The sequence below is a fragment of the Salipiger bermudensis genome (assembly GCF_019801965.1).
Lineage (GTDB): Bacteria > Pseudomonadota > Alphaproteobacteria > Rhodobacterales > Rhodobacteraceae > Salipiger > Salipiger bermudensis_A.
In genome coordinates this window covers 31,660-46,254 of record NZ_JAHVIA010000005.1, presented here as the reverse complement: position 1 = coordinate 46,254, position 14,595 = coordinate 31,660, and the positions used below count along the sequence as shown (strand labels likewise).

The following is a 14,595-nucleotide window of genomic DNA, read 5'->3' as shown; positions in this document are numbered from 1 at the left end:
TCCTTTCCTGTCCGCGATCCGTCTTGTCAGAGCGCCTTGGCGGCCTCGAGCACCTCGGCGGCATGGCCCGGCACCTTCACCTTGCGCCATTCCTTCGCGATCTTGCCCTCGGCATCGATCAGGAAGGTGCTGCGCTCGATGCCCATGAAGGTCTTGCCGTACATTTTCTTCTCCTTGAAGACGCCATAGGCCTCGCAGACATCGGAGCCCTCGTCGGAGAGCAGCGGCACGGTCAGCTCCTTCTTCTTCATGAACTTCTCGTGGCTGGCGAGACTGTCCTTCGACAGGCCGAAGACCTTGATGCCGGCGGCCTCGAACTCGGGCAGCAGGGCGCTGAACTCCTGGTTCTCCTTGGTGCAGCCCGAGGTGTCGTCGCGCGGGTAGAAAAACAGCACCACGGCGGCCGGGCGCAGGGCGGAGAGGGTGACGTCTGCGCCGTCGGTCGAAGGCAGGGTGAAATCGGGGGCGGTATCGCTCATGGGCAAGGCTCCGGTCTTGCTGTTTCTCTATTGCTGACCTTCGGTGTAGAACGCCTTGAGCACAAAGCAAAGCAACGGGCCGGATCGCCAGTGACCACCGACAGAGACGAGACGCCGGAACCCGCCGCGCCGGCCCCCCGCGCGCCACGGCGGAGGCGCGTGCGTCGGCTTGCCAAGGGCGCAGCCCTGCTGGCACTGCTGGCGCTGGTTCTGGGCGTCGCCGGGCTGGTGATGGTTGGGCGGGCGGTTTCGGCGCCGGACTGGCTGCGCGAGCGCATCGAGGACCGGCTCAGCGAGGCGCTGCCGGGGCTGACCATCAATTTCGGCGACATGGCGGTTCTGGTGGAGCGCGACGGGCTGGCGCGGGTGGTGCTATCCGACGTGGATCTGCAGACCAGCGAGGGTGTGCCGGTGGCGACGCTGGCAGACCTGCGCGCCGGGCTCGATCCACTGCCGCTGCTGCGCGGCGAGCTGCAGCTCGGCCGGGTGAGCCTCGCCGGGGCCAGCATGAGCTTGCGCCGCGACGAGACCGGCAAGGTCGGGCTTGCGCTCGGCGACGCGTTTGCCTCCGGCACGCAGGCGCCAGACATCCCGACGCTGATCGCGCAGGTCGACGCCGCGCTGTCGGATCCGCGCTTCGAGAGCCTGCGCCGGATCGAGGCGGAGGCGCTGACCATCCGCTACGAGGATGCCCGCGCCGGACGCGGCTGGACCGCCGATGGCGGGCGTCTCAGCCTGAGCCGTGAAGACGGCACGCTGCGGCTGGCGGGCGACGTGGCGCTGCTCGGCACCGGCGACGTGGCCGCGACTCTGGCGATCAGCGCCGAGAGCGTGATCGGCGCGCAATCGGCGCGCTTCGGGATGAATCTCAGCGCCCTGCCGGCGCAGGACATCGCCACCCAGAGCGCGGCGCTGGCCTGGCTCGGTGGCCTCAGGGCGCCGATCTCGGGGGCGCTGCGGGGCGCCATGACCGAGACCGGCGATCTCGGCGCGCTGAACGCGACGCTTCAGATCGGCGCCGGCGTGCTGCAGCCCAACGCCCGCACCCAGCCGATTCCGTTCGACCTGGCGCGGACCTATTTCTCCTACGATCCCGCGCGCTCGGAGCTGAGCTTCGACGAGATCGCGGTCGCGAGCGCCGTCGGCACGGTGATCGCCGACGGTCGCGCGGTGCTGCGCGGCGCCGAGGCGGGCCTCCCCGACGGCATGACCGGGCAGTTCCGGGTGAGCCGCTTCGAGGCGGATGCGGAGGGCATCTTCGACAGGCCCTTCACGCTTGACGGCGCCGAGCTCGACTGGCGTCTCGGCTTCGCGCCGTTCCATTTCGAGCTGGGCCGGTTCCGCAGCACCGATCCGGCGTTGCCGCTGCGCCTCTCGGGCGCGCTGAGCGCCGAGAGTGACGGCTGGCGGCTGGCGCTCGACGGGCGGCTCGAGGAGATGGATCACCAGACGCTGCTGTCCTACTGGCCGGAGCGCATCCAGTCGAAGCCGCGCAAATGGGTGGCCGACAACGTCCATGCGGGCGGCATCGAGCACGGCATCTTCTCGGTGCGCAAGGCGCCGAACGAGAAGCCCGAGACCTATATCGACGCGCGCATTACCGGCGGCGCGCTGACCTATGCCCGCAACCTGCCGCGCCTGACCGAGGCCGAGGGCCAGCTGACGATCTACGACCACCGGCTCGCGGTCACCGTCGAGACCGCCAAGGTCACCCCGCCAGAGGGCGGCGTGCTCGAGGGGGCGGGCAGCCGCTTCGTGATCCGCGACATGCGCGAGAAGCCGGCCACCGGCGAGCTGACGCTGAAGGCGGAGGGCCCGCTGGTGGCGGCGCTGTCCTATATCGACAGCCCCAAGCTCGAGATCATGCGCAAGGCCGGCCGGCCGGTGGCGCTCGGCGAGGGGACCGCGGAGGTCGAGGGCACCATCGTCATGCCGCTGAAGAAGGGCGTGAAGCGCGAGGACATGGCGATCGACCTCACCGGGACGCTGCGCGACGTGGTGAGCGATCAGGTGGTGCCGGGCAAGACCCTCGGCGCCGAGCGGCTTGCGCTGGCGGTGGACGATGCACAGGTGGCGATCTCGGGCGCGGTCGATTTCGACGGCGTGCCCTTCGAAGGCAGCTGGACGCAATCGCTGGAGCCGGGGGCGGGCAGCCGGGTCGCGGGCGAGATCGTGCTCTCGGAGCCGGTGGCGCAGGCGCTGGGCCTGACACTGTCGCCGGGGACGATCTCGGGGCAGGGGCGCGCGGCGCTGAGCATCGATCTCGCGCCGGGCGAGACGCCGCGCTTCGCGCTCAGCTCGTCGCTGGCCGGTGTGGGGCTTGCGCTGCCGCAGATCGGCTGGCGCCTGTCGCAGCAGCAGACCGGGGCGCTCGAGGTGACGGGGGCGCTGGGCAAGCCGGTGCAGATCGAGCGGCTGGCGCTGTCGGGGGCCGGACTCGAGGCCGAGGGGCGTGTGCGGCTCAACCCCGACGGCAGCTTCGGACGGCTCGAGCTGCCGCGTCTGCGGGTCGGGGGCTGGCTCGACAGCTCGGTAGTGCTGACGGCGCAGGGCCGCGGTGCGCCGCCGGCGATCACACTCAGCGGCGGTCGGGTCGACATGCGCAGTGCGCCGTTCGGGCAGGGCGGCGGAGGCGGCGGCAGGGCGACCGGGCCGATGCAGATCAGCCTCGAGAGGCTGCAGGTTTCCGACAGCATCGCGGTCACCGGTTTCGAGGGGCGCTTCCGCGATGCCGGCGGGCTGACCGGCGATTTCACCGCCGATCTCGGACGGGCCGAGATCGAGGGCGCGCTGGTGCCGCAGAACGGCGGCAGCGCCATCCGCATCCGCGCCCGCGATGCCGGCGACGTTCTGGCCGGAGCGGGGGTGTTCAACAACGTCAAGGACGGCACCTTCGACCTGACGCTGGTGCCGGTGCGCGGGCAGGACGGCACCTATGACGGCAACCTGGTGATCCGCGAGACCCGGCTGCAGGACGCCCCGGCGATCACCGGCCTGCTCGACGCGATCTCGGTGGTCGGGTTGCTCGACGAGCTGAACGGCGCGGGGATCTACTTCTCCGAGGTCGAGGCGCGCTTCCGGCTGAGCCCGCGTCAGGTGGTGCTGACCCGCTCCAGCGCAATTGGCCCCTCGATGGGCATCTCGATGGACGGGTTCTACAACCTCGCCGACAAGCGGATGGACATGCAGGGCGTGCTGTCGCCGATCTACATCCTTAATGGCATCGGGCAGCTCTTCGCCCGCAAGGGCGAGGGGCTCATCGGCTTCAACTTCAACCTGCGCGGCGCCGCCAGCGATCCGCAGGTCTCGGTCAATCCGCTTTCGGCCTTCACCCCGGGCATCTTCCGTGACATCTTCCGCCGCCCGCCCCCGAGCGTCAGCCAGTAAGACCATTCCCGACCCGAGAGGATCCATGCACCTGAGCGATTTCGATTTCGATCTGCCCGACGAGCTGATCGCGACCCGCCCCGCCAACCCGCGCTCCTCGGCGCGTCTGCTGGTGGCCGAGGGCGACACGATCACCGACGCGGTGGTGGGCGACCTGACGCAGTGGCTGCGCCCCGGTGACCGGCTGGTGCTGAACGACACCAAGGTGATTCCGGCGCGGCTTTCGGGGCATCGCACGCGCGAGAGTGCGCAGGGGGTGACGCAGGCGCAGATCGAGATCACCCTGCTCGAGCCGCGCCCGGGCGGGCTCTGGGCGGCGCTGGTCAAGCCGCTGAAGAAGCTGCGCGAGGGCGAGACGGTGGTGTTCTCCGAGGCGCTCTCGGCGACGCTCGAGGCGCGCGAGGAGGGGCAGGGGCTCATGCGCTTCAACCTCGAGGGCGAGGATTTCGACGCCGCGCTGGCCGAGGCCGGCGCCATGCCGCTGCCGCCCTACATCGCCGCCAAGCGTGCCGCCGATGCGCAGGACAAGCGCGATTACCAGACCGTCTGGGCCGAGAAGAAGGGCGCCGTGGCCGCGCCGACCGCCAGCCTGCATTTCGACGCGGAGCTGCTGGCCGCGCTCGAGACGCACGGGGTCGCGTTCACCAAGGTGACGCTGCATGTCGGCGCCGGCACCTTCCTTCCGGTCAAGGTCGATGATGTGACCACCCACAAGATGCATGGCGAATGGGGCGAGGTCAGCGAGGCCGCCGCCGCCGAGATCGCTGCCACCAAGGCGGCGGGCGGGCGGGTGATCCCGGTGGGCACCACGGCGCTGCGCCTTCTGGAGACCGCGGCGCGCGACAGCGGCGCCATCGCGCCGTGGCAGGGCGTCACCGACATCTTCATCTACCCGGGCTTCGCCTTCCGCGTCACCGACGCGCTGATGACCAACTTCCATCTGCCGAAATCCACCCTGATGATGCTGGTCTCGGCGCTGATGGGGCGCGAGCGGATGATGGGGATTTACGAACATGCCATCTCGGAGCGCTATCGTTTCTTCTCCTACGGCGATGCGTCTTTGCTGATTCCTTAGGCGCTCTGTGCTTGCGTTTGACGGGGCGTGATGCGACGGCTCTGGCGAAACGGAATCGCCGCATCGCGCGAGCACGACGCTGGACGCAAGACGACGCAAGAAGGGGAGCCGCCATGCTCGACGTTCTGAAACATTCCTGGGCGCTGCTTCTCGGGATGCTGCTGCTGATGCTGGGCAACGGTCTGCAGGGCTCGCTGCTCGGTGTGCGCGGCTCCGGCGAGGGCTTCTCGGCCTTCTCGATGTCGGTCGTCATGTCGGCCTATTTCGCGGGCTTCCTGATCGCCTCGCTGCTGACGCCGGGGATGATCCGCCGCGTCGGCCACGTGCGGGTCTTCGCCGCGCTGGGCTCGTTCATCTCGGCGGTGCTGATCCTCTACCCCTCCTTCCCCCATCCGGTGGCCTGGACCATCGAGCGCATGATCATCGGCTTCTGCTATTGCGGCGTCTACGTCACCGCCGAAAGCTGGCTCAACAACTCGACCTCGAACGAGAGCCGGGGCCAGGCGCTCTCGGCCTACATGATGGTGCAGATGCTGGGCATCATCGCGGCGCAGGCGATGCTGCTGGTGCCCGATCCCTCGGGCTTCCTGCTCTTCGTCATTCCCTCGGTGCTCGTTTCCATCGCATTCGCGCCGATTCTTTTGTCGGTGAGCCCGACGCCGGCCTTCGCGACCACCAAGCGGATGAGCCTGCGTGAGCTCTACGGCGTGTCTCCGCTGGGCTTCGTTGGCATCTTCCTGCTGGGCGGCGTGTTCGCCGCGCAATTCGGCATGGCGGCGGTGTTCGCGGCAGAGGCCGGGTTGCGGCTGACCCAGATCTCGATGTTCGTCGCCTCGTTTTATGTCGGCGCGCTGGTGACCCAGTATCCGCTGGGTTGGCTCTCCGACCGTATGGACCGCCGCCAGCTGGTCGCCGTGGTGGCGCTGATCGGCGGCATCGCCGCGGTTTTCGCAACCGTCATGACCGGCCAGTTCGTCGTCGTCCTGGCGGCCGCTTTCGTCATCGGCGGGGCGTCCAACCCGCTCTATTCGCTGCTGATTGCCTATACCAACGACTATCTCGAACATGATGACATGGCCGCCGCCTCGGCCGGCCTGCTCTTCGTCAACGGGGTGGGCGCGATCGCTGGCCCGATCATCACCGGTTACGCCATGCAGGTGTTCGGACCGGGGGCCTATTTCGCGCTGATCGCGGTCTTGCTGCTGAGCCTCACCGGCTACGCCTTCTTCCGCATGACCAAGCGCGCGGCCCCCTCGGTGGACAGCACCAGCGCCTATACCGCGGTCTCGCCGAGCGCCTCGCCGGTCGCCGTCGCGGTGGCGCAGGAAGTGGCCATCGAGACCGCGGAGGCCGAGGCGGAAGCGGAGGCCGATGCCCTGCGGGAGGCCTCCTGAGGGGCCTCGCACTGCCGGAATGTCGTAATTGACAGAATATTTTACTTTTGCTCGGTTCTAAGTGGAATGTAACCTTTACATGACGCTCGAACAGGGGCGAGGCGAGAAGGAGCATGTGGCCATGAAGGGGCCCGAGGAGATACTGACATTCTGGCTCGACGAGGTCGGAGAAAAGCGCTGGTACGCGCAGGACGAGGCGCTCGACGCCCGCGTGCGCGAGCAGTTCGAAGAGACCTGGGAAGCCGCGATGGAGGGCCGCTTCGGCCTGTGGCTGACCTATCCGAGCGGGGCGCTGGCCTATATCATCCTGCTCGACCAGTTCCCGCGCAACATGTTCCGCGGCAGCGGTCGGGCCTTTGCCTCCGACGAGATCGCGATGGCGGCGGCGAAGCAGGCGATCTGGCGCGGCTGGGATCTCAAGATCGATGAGCCGGCGCGGCAGTTCTTCTACCTGCCGCTGATGCATTCCGAGAACCTCTGCGATCAGGATCGCTGCATCCGGCTGATGAAGGAGCGGATGCCCGAGAGCGGCGCATCCAACCTGCTGCATGCCCGCGCCCACCGCGAGGTGATCCGCGATTTCGGGCGCTTCCCGACCCGCAACGCGGCGCTGGAGCGCGCCTCGACCGCGGCGGAGCGCGCCTATGTCGAGGGCGGCGGCTACGGCGCCACGGTGCGCAAGCTGCAGACCGAGGCCGCCTGAGCCCTCCGTTAGCGACGGACAACTTGGGCTTTTCATTTCGGCAGGGCCCGTGCGATGGTGATCGCGCGGGCCCTTTCGCTGCGCCGTCCAAGGCGCTTCGCGGGGGAGCACGGAGGATTCCCGCTGCCCGGCTTTGCTTTGCGTTGAAGCATTCCGGAAAATGGTTTAATGCCAAACTAATTTGACACGGACGGAGAGAGCCATGGCTTCGCAAAGCTTCGACATGATCGTGATTGGCGCGGGACCGGGCGGCTATGTCGCCGCGATCCGCGGCGCCCAGCTCGGGCTCAAGGTGGCCTGCGTGGAGCGCGAGCATATGGGGGGCATCTGCCTCAACTGGGGCTGCATCCCGACGAAGGCGCTGCTGCGGTCTTCCGAGATCTACCACTTCATGCACCGCGCCAAGGAATACGGCCTTTCGGCCGAAAAGATCGGCTTCGATCTCGACGCGGTGGTCAAGCGCTCGCGCGGCGTGGCCAAGCAGCTCAACTCGGGCGTCACCCATCTTCTGAAGAAGAACAAGGTGACCTCGATCATGGGCGACGCCAAGATCACCGGGAAGGGCAAGGTCTCGGTCAAGACCGAGAAGGGCACCGAGGAGCTCACCGCCAAGAACATCGTGATCGCAACCGGCGCCCGCGCCCGCGAGCTGCCCGGCCTCGAGGCGGATGGCGATCTGGTCTGGACCTACAAGGCGGCGCTGCAGCCCAAGCGCATGCCGAAGAAGCTGCTGGTGATCGGTTCGGGCGCCATCGGCATCGAGTTCGCCAGCTTCTACCACACGCTCGGCGCCGACACGACGGTGGTCGAGGTGATGGACCGCATCCTGCCGGTGGAGGACGAGGAAATCTCGAAATTCGCCAAGAAGCAGTTCGAGAAGCAGGGGCTCAAGATCCGCGAGAAGACCATGGTCAAGAAGCTCGACCGCGGGCAGGGCAAGGTCACCGCGCATATCGAGCAGAACGGCAAGACCACCACCGAGGAGTTCGACACGGTGATCTCCGCCGTGGGCATCGTCGGCAATGTCGAGGGGCTCGGTCTCGAGGAGCTGGGCGTGAAGGTCGAGCGCACCCACGTGGTGACCGACAAGCACTGCCGCACCGGCATCGAGGGCGTCTATGCCATCGGCGACGTGGCGGGCGCGCCCTGGCTGGCGCACAAGGCGAGCCACGAGGGTGTCATGGTGGCGGAGCTGATCGCCGGCGGCCATCCGCACGCGGTCGATCCCGACAGCATCGCCGGCTGCACCTATTGCCACCCGCAGGTGGCGAGCGTGGGCCTGACCGAGGCGCAGGCCAAGGAGGCCGGCTACAAGGTCAAGGTCGGTCGCTTCCCGTTCATCGGCAACGGCAAGGCGATCGCGCTCGGCGAGCCCGAGGGCATGGTCAAAACCGTGTTCGACGAGAAGACCGGCGCGCTGCTGGGCGCCCACATGGTCGGCGCGGAAGTGACCGAGCTGATCCAGGGCTACGTTGTGGGGCGCCAGCTCGAGACCACCGAGGAAGACCTGATGAACACCGTCTTCCCGCACCCGACCCTGTCGGAGATGATGCACGAGAGCGTGCTCGACGCCTGGGGCCGTGCGATCCACTACTGATCCGGTTCTGATCCGGGGGGCGGAAGATTTTTCCTGCGAAGGATCTTCGGCCGCTCGGTGCCTGACGCAAGACATGGGCCAAGACTTTTCGGATGAAAAGTCTTGGCCTTCTTGTATGTGCCGCTCAGCGCCGGGCGAAGAAGGCCTTGACGCGCGGTGCCAGCCAGTCCCAGAGCGCCGGGGCGCCGTGCCGGATCCTGGGGCCCATACGGGCCTCGAACACCTCATGGGTGACGTTGTAATCGTCCCAGCTGCCGCCGCCGGACGCGAGGTTGAGATTGGGCGGCTGGAAGCGGTCGAGCGACTTGGCGAAGCGAGCGTCCGGGGTCTCGTTGGCCTCGAACTCGTGCCAGAGCGCCAGCAGCTCGGCGCCCTGCGGGTCGGGCAGCAGTCCGAAGAGCCGCTCCGCCGCGGCGGTCTCCTCGGCCTCTTTCGCGGCCTCGTCGACCTCGCCGAAGAACGGCGCATCGCCGGCGTCGATCTCCACGAGATCGTGGATCAGCAGCATGCGGATCACCCGCTCGACCGAGATGCCTTCGGGTGCGTGCTCGCCCAGCACCAGCGCGAAGAGCGCCAGGTGCCAGCTGTGCTCGGCCGAGTTCTCGAACCGGCCGTCATGGTTGCGGGTGGCGCGGGTGATCGCCTTGAGGCGGTCGGCTTCCATCAGGAAGGCCATCTGGGCGTCGAGCCGGGTGGGCTCGCTCTGAGCATCGAGCCGCGCGGTCTCGATCTGGGGGGAGGTCATCGGGCCGGTCTCCGTCGGTCTGGGATGAGCCGCCGGCCCGGATCACCGGGCGCTCAGGCGCCCTTTTCGCGGGCGATCTCGGAGAGCCGGTCGGTGATGAAGCGGCGCGCGCGCTGCTCTGCGAGGCGCACGCGCACGGAGGTCAGGAAGGCCTCCTCGAGCGTCGTCGAGGAGGCGCCGATGACCTTGGCCACTTCCATGTAGAAGCGCTCGTCGCCGGTGGCCTTCATCACCTTGAAGGTGTCTTCGGCCAGCTTGTCGGCAAGCTCCTGGGTCAGGGACATCGGCGGCGGTTCCTCAGCGGGTGCTCTCGGTCAGGCGACGCTTCACGTAGCCGGTCACGCCGTCGATCATGGTCTCCATGTGGGGCTCTTCGAAGAAGTGCCCGGAGCCCTCGATCTCCTCGTGGGTGATGGTGATGCCCTTCTGCTCCTTGAGCTTGTTGACCAGCGCGGTGGTGTCAGCCGGCGGCGCCACGCGGTCGGCGGTGCCGTTGATGATCAGGCCGGAGGCCGGGCAGGGGGCGAGGAAGGTGAAATCGTACATGTTGGCCGGCGGCGAGACCGAGACGAAGCCAGTGATCTCGGGGCGGCGCATCAGCAGCTGCATGCCGATCCAGGCGCCGAACGAGAAGCCCGCGACCCAGCAATGCTTGGAATTGTTGTTCATCGACTGCAGGTAGTCGAGCGCCGAGGCCGCATCCGACAGCTCGCCAACGCCTTGGTCATACTCGCCCTGGCTGCGGCCGACGCCGCGGAAGTTGAAGCGCAGCACCGTGAAGCCCATGTTGTAGAAGGCATAGTGCAGGTTGTAGACGACCTTGTTGTTCATCGTCCCGCCGAATTGCGGATGCGGGTGCAGCACGATGGCGATCGGCGCGTCGCTTTCCTTCTGCGGGTGGTAGCGGCCTTCGAGGCGGCCTTCGGGTCCGGGAAAAATCACCTCGGGCATAGGTGCGGTCTGCTCCTCAACAGGTGCCCGGCGGCTTGACGCCTGATCAGGGGCACTTTAGAACGTTTCTAAATTCCGGTCTTGGGCCGGGGGTCTCCGATTGCAGATAGGCAATTGGTCTGGCAAGGTCAATCTTTGCCGGTGGTGGGCGGCCTTGCAGGCCGCGGGCCGCTGCGGGATTGCGCGGGTCCGGGGCCGGGCCTATGACGGTCGCGATCTGTTGGGGCCGGGGATCTGCGGCCGATGAGATGGAGGGCAGGGCGTGAAGCTGAGTACCAAGGGGCGCTACGCGATGGTCGCGCTGACCGATATCGCGATGCAGCCGGAGGGCGTTCTGGTGACGCTGGGCGACATCTCGAAACGGCAGGACGTGTCGCTGCCCTATCTCGAGCAACTCTTCGTCAAGCTGCGGCGCGCCGGGCTCGTCGAGTCGGTGCGCGGCCCGGGCGGCGGCTACCGGCTGGCGCGGCCGCCCTCGGAGATCCGGGTGGTCGACATCCTCGGCGCCGTGGACGAGACCGTCGATGCCATGCACAAGGGCGCCGGCGCCTCGGGCGCGACCTCGGGCAGTCGGGCGCAATCGCTCAACAACCGGCTGTGGCAGAGCCTCTCGGCGCATGTCTACGTGTTCCTGCACCAGACGCGGCTGTCGGACGTGGTGGGCAATTCGCTGGCCCCGTGCCCGGCGGTGCCCTCGCTCTTCGCGGTGGTGGACGAGGCCTGAGGCCCGGGCGTCCGGGAAGAGAGGGGGCCGGGAAGAGAGGGGGCGCTGCCCCCGTCCGCGCAAGCGCGGACTCCCCCGAGGTATTTTTGAACCAGAGAAGATCATGGGGCCCGCTGGCTGGCCCGGCTAGGAGCTAGATTTGACGCGCGCCTATCTCGACTGGAATGCCACCGCTCCGCTGCGCCCCGAGGCGCGGGAGGCGATGATCGCGGCGATGGACGTGGTGGGCAACCCGTCCTCCGTGCATGCGGAGGGCCGCGCCGCCAAGGCGCTGATGGAGCGGGCGCGTGGCCAAGTCGCGGCGGCGTTCGGGGCCGAGGGGGCGGATGTGATCTTCGTCTCGGGCGCCACCGAGGCGGCGGCGCTGGCCTGTGCCGGACGGGGGCTGGTCGGCGCGCCGGTGGAGCATGATGCGGTGGCGGCTTGGGTCGAGCCGTCGCTTGCGGTCGACGGGCGTGGCCAAGTGCAGGTGAGCGCGCCGGAGCGGACCGCGCTGCAGGCGGCGAATTCCGAGACCGGGGTGATCCAGGAACTGCCGCAGGGGCTGGCGGTGGTCGATGCCACGCAGGCCTTCGGCAAGATCCCCTTCGCCTTCAACTGGACCGGCTGCACCGCGGCGCTGGTCTCGGCCCACAAGCTCGGCGGGCCCAAGGGTATCGGCGCGCTGGTGGTGAGGCGCGGCACCGACCTTCAGGCGCAGCTCCGGGGCGGCGGCCAGGAGATGGGCCGGCGCGCCGGCACCGAGAATCTGATCGGCATCGCCGGCTTCGGCGCGGCGGCGGAGGCCGCGGCGCGCGACCTCGAGCGGGGCGTCTGGGAGCGGGTCGAGAAACTTAGAAGCGTTCTAGAAAATATCGTTGCAGACGGCGCGAAAGAGACTATTTTTGTCGGGAAGGACGCGCCGCGCCTGCCGAACACCTCCTGCTTCGCCTTGCCCGGCTGGAAAGGCGAGACGCAGGTGATGCAGATGGACCTGGCGGGGTTTGCCGTGAGCGCGGGCTCGGCCTGCTCCAGCGGCAAGCTGCGCCCGAGCCATGTGCTGCAGGCGATGGGCCATGACGAGGAAACCGCGCGCTGCGCGATCCGGGTCAGCCTCGGGCCGCAGTCGCGCGAGGAAGAGGTCCGGGGCTTTGCGGAGGCCTGGCTGAAACAATACCGGCGGCGGACGGGCTGAGCGACGCGCGCGCGACGCTTGTGGCTGCCGAGCCTGACGCGAGGGGCTAGACCGGCCCGCGTCGTCGAGGAGAGCGCCGCAAGGCGTAACGAGATGACCGCGCTGGTAGGCGCAGGGTGAAATGACCGCGCCGGTAGGCGCGAGATGAGAACAGGCGGCGCCCGGCGCGCCGATGGACGCACGAGACACGCGCAGGACGCGTGATGACAGGAGAAAACGCATGGCAGCCTTTGACAACGTGACGGTCAAGGAAGGTGTCGAGAAGGAGACCGTGGACGCGGTCGAAGCGATCTCGACCTACAAGTACGGCTGGGACACCGACATCGAGATGGAATACGCCCCGATGGGCCTCGACGAGGACATCGTGCGGCTGATCTCGAGCAAGAACAACGAGCCGGAATGGATGACCGAATGGCGCCTCGAGGCCTACCGCCGCTGGCTGACCAAGAAAGAGCCCGACTGGGCGATGGTCGAGTATCCGGAAATCGACTTCCAGAAGCAGTATTACTACGCTCGCCCGAAGAGCATGGAGACCAAGCCCAAATCGCTGGACGAGGTCGATCCCAAGCTGCTGGCGACCTATGAGAAGCTCGGCATCCCGCTCAAGGAGCAGATGGTGCTGGCCGGCGTCGAGGGCGCCGAGGATGCGCCGGCGGATGCCAACGCGCCCGAGCGCAAGGTTGCCGTCGACGCCGTCTTCGACAGCGTCTCGGTGGGCACCACCTTCCAGAAGGAGCTCGAGAAGGCCGGCGTTATCTTCTGCTCGATCTCCGAGGCGATCGAGAAGCATCCGGAACTGGTGAAGAAGTATCTCGGCTCGGTGGTTCCGGTGTCGGACAACTTCTACGCCACGCTCAACAGCGCCGTGTTCTCGGATGGCTCCTTCGTCTACGTGCCGCCGGGTGTGCGCTGCCCGATGGAGCTGTCGACCTATTTCCGCATCAACGCCGAGAACACCGGCCAGTTCGAGCGCACGCTGATCATTGCCGACAAGGGCTCCTACGTGTCCTATCTCGAGGGCTGCACCGCGCCGCAGCGCGACACCGCGCAGCTGCACGCGGCGGTTGTCGAGATCATCGTCGAGGAAGATGCCGAGGTGAAATACTCCACGGTGCAGAACTGGTTCCCCGGCGACGAGAACGGCAAGGGCGGCATCTACAACTTCGTCACCAAGCGCGCGGATTGCCGCGGCGACCGGGCGAAGATCATGTGGACCCAGGTCGAGACCGGCTCGGCGGTGACGTGGAAATACCCGTCCTGCATCCTGCGCGGCAACGAGAGCCAGGGCGAGTTCTACTCGATCGCCATCGCCAACAACCATCAGCAGGCCGACACCGGCACCAAGATGATCCACCTCGGCAAGGACACCAAGAGCCGGATCGTGTCGAAGGGCATCTCGGCGGGCGTGGCGCAGAACACCTATCGCGGTCTCGTCTCGATGCACCCGAAGGCGAAGAACTCGCGCAACTACACCCAGTGCGACAGCCTGCTGATCGGCGACAAGTGCGGCGCCCACACGGTTCCGTATATCGAGGTCAAGAACAACTCCTCGCGCTGCGAGCACGAGGCCACCACCTCCAAGGTCGATGACGACCAGCTGTTCTACTGCCGCCAGCGCGGCATGGACGAGGAAGAGGCCGTGGCGCTGGTGGTGAACGGCTTCTGCAAGGAAGTGCTGCAGGCGCTGCCGATGGAGTTCGCCATGGAAGCGCAGGCGCTGGTCGCCATCTCGCTCGAAGGCTCGGTGGGCTGACATTGGGCACGGGTGGGCGGCAAGCCCACCCTCTCGGGAGAGACCGGAGATGATCCAGCAACTCGCCATCCAGTCGCTTGGCACCGGCATCGGTGTCTTCATCGGCGTGCTGATCGGGCTTGGCATCCGCAGGCGCAAGGGCAAGACCGAGGGCCTGCTGGGCGGCTCGGTCCTGCTCACGGCGAGCGCGGCGGCAGGGCTCGCCATGCTCGTCATGATGGCGATGAAATATTTCACCGCCGTCTGAGATTTGTCCTGCAAGGGGCTGGAGAGAAACGATGATCGTGACCACGACCAACAGCATCGAGGGCCATCGCATCACCGCCTACAAGGGGGTGGTGGTTGGCGAGGCGATCATGGGCGCCAACGTGATGCGCGATCTCTTCGCCTCGGTGACCGACATCGTCGGCGGCCGCTCGGGCGCCTATGAGCGCAAGCTGCAGGATGCCCGCGAGGTCGCCTTCAGCGAGCTCGAACAGCGCGCGGTGGCGGCGGGCGGCAACGCCGTGGTGGGTGTCGATATCGACTACGAGGTGGTCGGCAACTCGATGCTCATGGTCTCGGCCTCCGGCACGGCGGTGGTGATCGAGTGACGGCGACCGCGACCATATCG

At 67.6% G+C, this 14,595-nt stretch carries 14 protein-coding genes; 10 read left to right on the top strand and 4 right to left on the bottom strand.

Going from position 1 to position 14,595, the window contains the following annotated elements; translation table 11 throughout:
- Nucleotides 1-26: 26 nt before the first annotated feature.
- Nucleotides 27-479, bottom strand: coding sequence for a peroxiredoxin (locus tag KUV62_RS12070; protein ID WP_222603968.1), 453 nt, complete (start codon nt 477-479; stop codon nt 27-29).
- A 159-nt stretch (nt 480-638) separates the two neighbouring features.
- On the opposite strand from KUV62_RS12070, the gene KUV62_RS12065 reads away from it, so the two are divergent.
- The 5 genes from KUV62_RS12065 to lpdA all read left to right on the top strand — a co-directional run bounded on the left by KUV62_RS12065 (nt 639) and on the right by lpdA (nt 8,635).
- Entirely contained in the window at nt 639-3,866 is a 3,228-nt protein-coding gene (locus tag KUV62_RS12065; protein WP_315901583.1) for a DUF3971 domain-containing protein, read from the top strand.
- 25 nt (nt 3,867-3,891) lie between these two features.
- Nucleotides 3,892-4,941 carry a tRNA preQ1(34) S-adenosylmethionine ribosyltransferase-isomerase QueA gene (gene queA, locus KUV62_RS12060; RefSeq protein WP_222603966.1) on the top strand — a complete coding sequence of 350 codons (1,050 nt, stop codon included), beginning with the start codon at nt 3,892-3,894 and terminating at the stop codon, nt 4,939-4,941.
- A 113-nt stretch (nt 4,942-5,054) separates the two neighbouring features.
- On the top strand, nt 5,055-6,335 hold the full coding sequence (locus tag KUV62_RS12055; protein ID WP_222603965.1) for an MFS transporter: 1,281 nt from the start codon (nt 5,055-5,057) through the stop codon (nt 6,333-6,335).
- 121 nt (nt 6,336-6,456) lie between these two features.
- The gene (locus tag KUV62_RS12050) at nt 6,457-7,038 is read left to right on the top strand and encodes a DUF924 family protein (RefSeq protein WP_222603964.1); all 582 of its coding nucleotides are present in this window, start codon (nt 6,457-6,459) and stop codon (nt 7,036-7,038) included.
- A 202-nt stretch (nt 7,039-7,240) separates the two neighbouring features.
- Nucleotides 7,241-8,635, top strand: a complete 1,395-nt coding sequence (lpdA, locus tag KUV62_RS12045) for a dihydrolipoyl dehydrogenase (RefSeq protein ID WP_222603963.1) — start codon at nt 7,241-7,243, stop codon at nt 8,633-8,635.
- Nucleotides 8,636-8,759: 124 nt separating this feature from the next.
- Here the strand turns inward: lpdA and KUV62_RS12040 are convergent, their stop codons facing one another.
- The 3 genes from KUV62_RS12040 to KUV62_RS12030 are packed head-to-tail and all read right to left on the bottom strand — an operon-like array spanning nt 8,760 to nt 10,331.
- Nucleotides 8,760-9,380, bottom strand: coding sequence for an HD domain-containing protein (locus KUV62_RS12040; RefSeq protein WP_222603962.1), 621 nt, complete (start codon nt 9,378-9,380; stop codon nt 8,760-8,762).
- Nucleotides 9,381-9,433: 53 nt separating this feature from the next.
- Nucleotides 9,434-9,664 (bottom strand): hypothetical protein, encoded by a 231-nt coding sequence (locus tag KUV62_RS12035; RefSeq protein WP_222603961.1) that lies wholly within the window; start codon nt 9,662-9,664, stop codon nt 9,434-9,436.
- A 13-nt stretch (nt 9,665-9,677) separates the two neighbouring features.
- Complete coding sequence (locus KUV62_RS12030) at nt 9,678-10,331, bottom strand: alpha/beta hydrolase (protein WP_222603960.1); 654 nt, start codon at nt 10,329-10,331, stop codon at nt 9,678-9,680.
- 262 nt (nt 10,332-10,593) lie between these two features.
- On the opposite strand from KUV62_RS12030, the gene KUV62_RS12025 reads away from it, so the two are divergent.
- The 5 genes from KUV62_RS12025 to KUV62_RS12005 all read left to right on the top strand — a co-directional run bounded on the left by KUV62_RS12025 (nt 10,594) and on the right by KUV62_RS12005 (nt 14,575).
- Nucleotides 10,594-11,055: an Rrf2 family transcriptional regulator gene (locus tag KUV62_RS12025; protein ID WP_222603959.1), complete on the top strand. Its 462-nt coding sequence runs from the start codon at nt 10,594-10,596 to the stop codon at nt 11,053-11,055.
- 139 nt (nt 11,056-11,194) lie between these two features.
- On the top strand, nt 11,195-12,229 hold the full coding sequence (locus KUV62_RS12020; RefSeq protein WP_222603958.1) for a cysteine desulfurase family protein: 1,035 nt from the start codon (nt 11,195-11,197) through the stop codon (nt 12,227-12,229).
- Nucleotides 12,230-12,449: 220 nt separating this feature from the next.
- Complete coding sequence (sufB, locus tag KUV62_RS12015; RefSeq protein WP_222603957.1) at nt 12,450-13,982, top strand: Fe-S cluster assembly protein SufB; 1,533 nt, start codon at nt 12,450-12,452, stop codon at nt 13,980-13,982.
- A 49-nt stretch (nt 13,983-14,031) separates the two neighbouring features.
- Entirely contained in the window at nt 14,032-14,229 is a 198-nt protein-coding gene (locus KUV62_RS12010; protein ID WP_222603956.1) for a hypothetical protein, read from the top strand.
- A 31-nt stretch (nt 14,230-14,260) separates the two neighbouring features.
- Nucleotides 14,261-14,575 (top strand): heavy metal-binding domain-containing protein, encoded by a 315-nt coding sequence (locus tag KUV62_RS12005; RefSeq protein ID WP_222603955.1) that lies wholly within the window; start codon nt 14,261-14,263, stop codon nt 14,573-14,575.
- Nucleotides 14,576-14,595 lie beyond the last annotated feature (20 nt).

Bases quoted from the DNA above. Each gene is read 5' to 3' on its own strand.
- KUV62_RS12070 (WP_222603968.1), bottom strand. From the start codon at position 479: ATGAGCGATACCGCCCCCGATTTCACCCTGCCTTCGACCGACGGCGCA.
- queA (WP_222603966.1), top strand. From the start codon at position 3,892: ATGCACCTGAGCGATTTCGATTTCGATCTGCCCGACGAGCTGATCGCG.
- KUV62_RS12055 (WP_222603965.1), top strand. From the start codon at position 5,055: ATGCTCGACGTTCTGAAACATTCCTGGGCGCTGCTTCTCGGGATGCTG.
- KUV62_RS12050 (WP_222603964.1), top strand. From the start codon at position 6,457: ATGAAGGGGCCCGAGGAGATACTGACATTCTGGCTCGACGAGGTCGGA.
- lpdA (WP_222603963.1), top strand. From the start codon at position 7,241: ATGGCTTCGCAAAGCTTCGACATGATCGTGATTGGCGCGGGACCGGGC.
- KUV62_RS12040 (WP_222603962.1), bottom strand. From the start codon at position 9,380: ATGACCTCCCCCCAGATCGAGACCGCGCGGCTCGATGCTCAGAGCGAG.
- KUV62_RS12035 (WP_222603961.1), bottom strand. From the start codon at position 9,664: ATGTCCCTGACCCAGGAGCTTGCCGACAAGCTGGCCGAAGACACCTTC.
- KUV62_RS12030 (WP_222603960.1), bottom strand. From the start codon at position 10,331: ATGCCCGAGGTGATTTTTCCCGGACCCGAAGGCCGCCTCGAAGGCCGC.
- sufB (WP_222603957.1), top strand. From the start codon at position 12,450: ATGGCAGCCTTTGACAACGTGACGGTCAAGGAAGGTGTCGAGAAGGAG.
- KUV62_RS12010 (WP_222603956.1), top strand. From the start codon at position 14,032: ATGATCCAGCAACTCGCCATCCAGTCGCTTGGCACCGGCATCGGTGTC.
- KUV62_RS12005 (WP_222603955.1), top strand. From the start codon at position 14,261: ATGATCGTGACCACGACCAACAGCATCGAGGGCCATCGCATCACCGCC.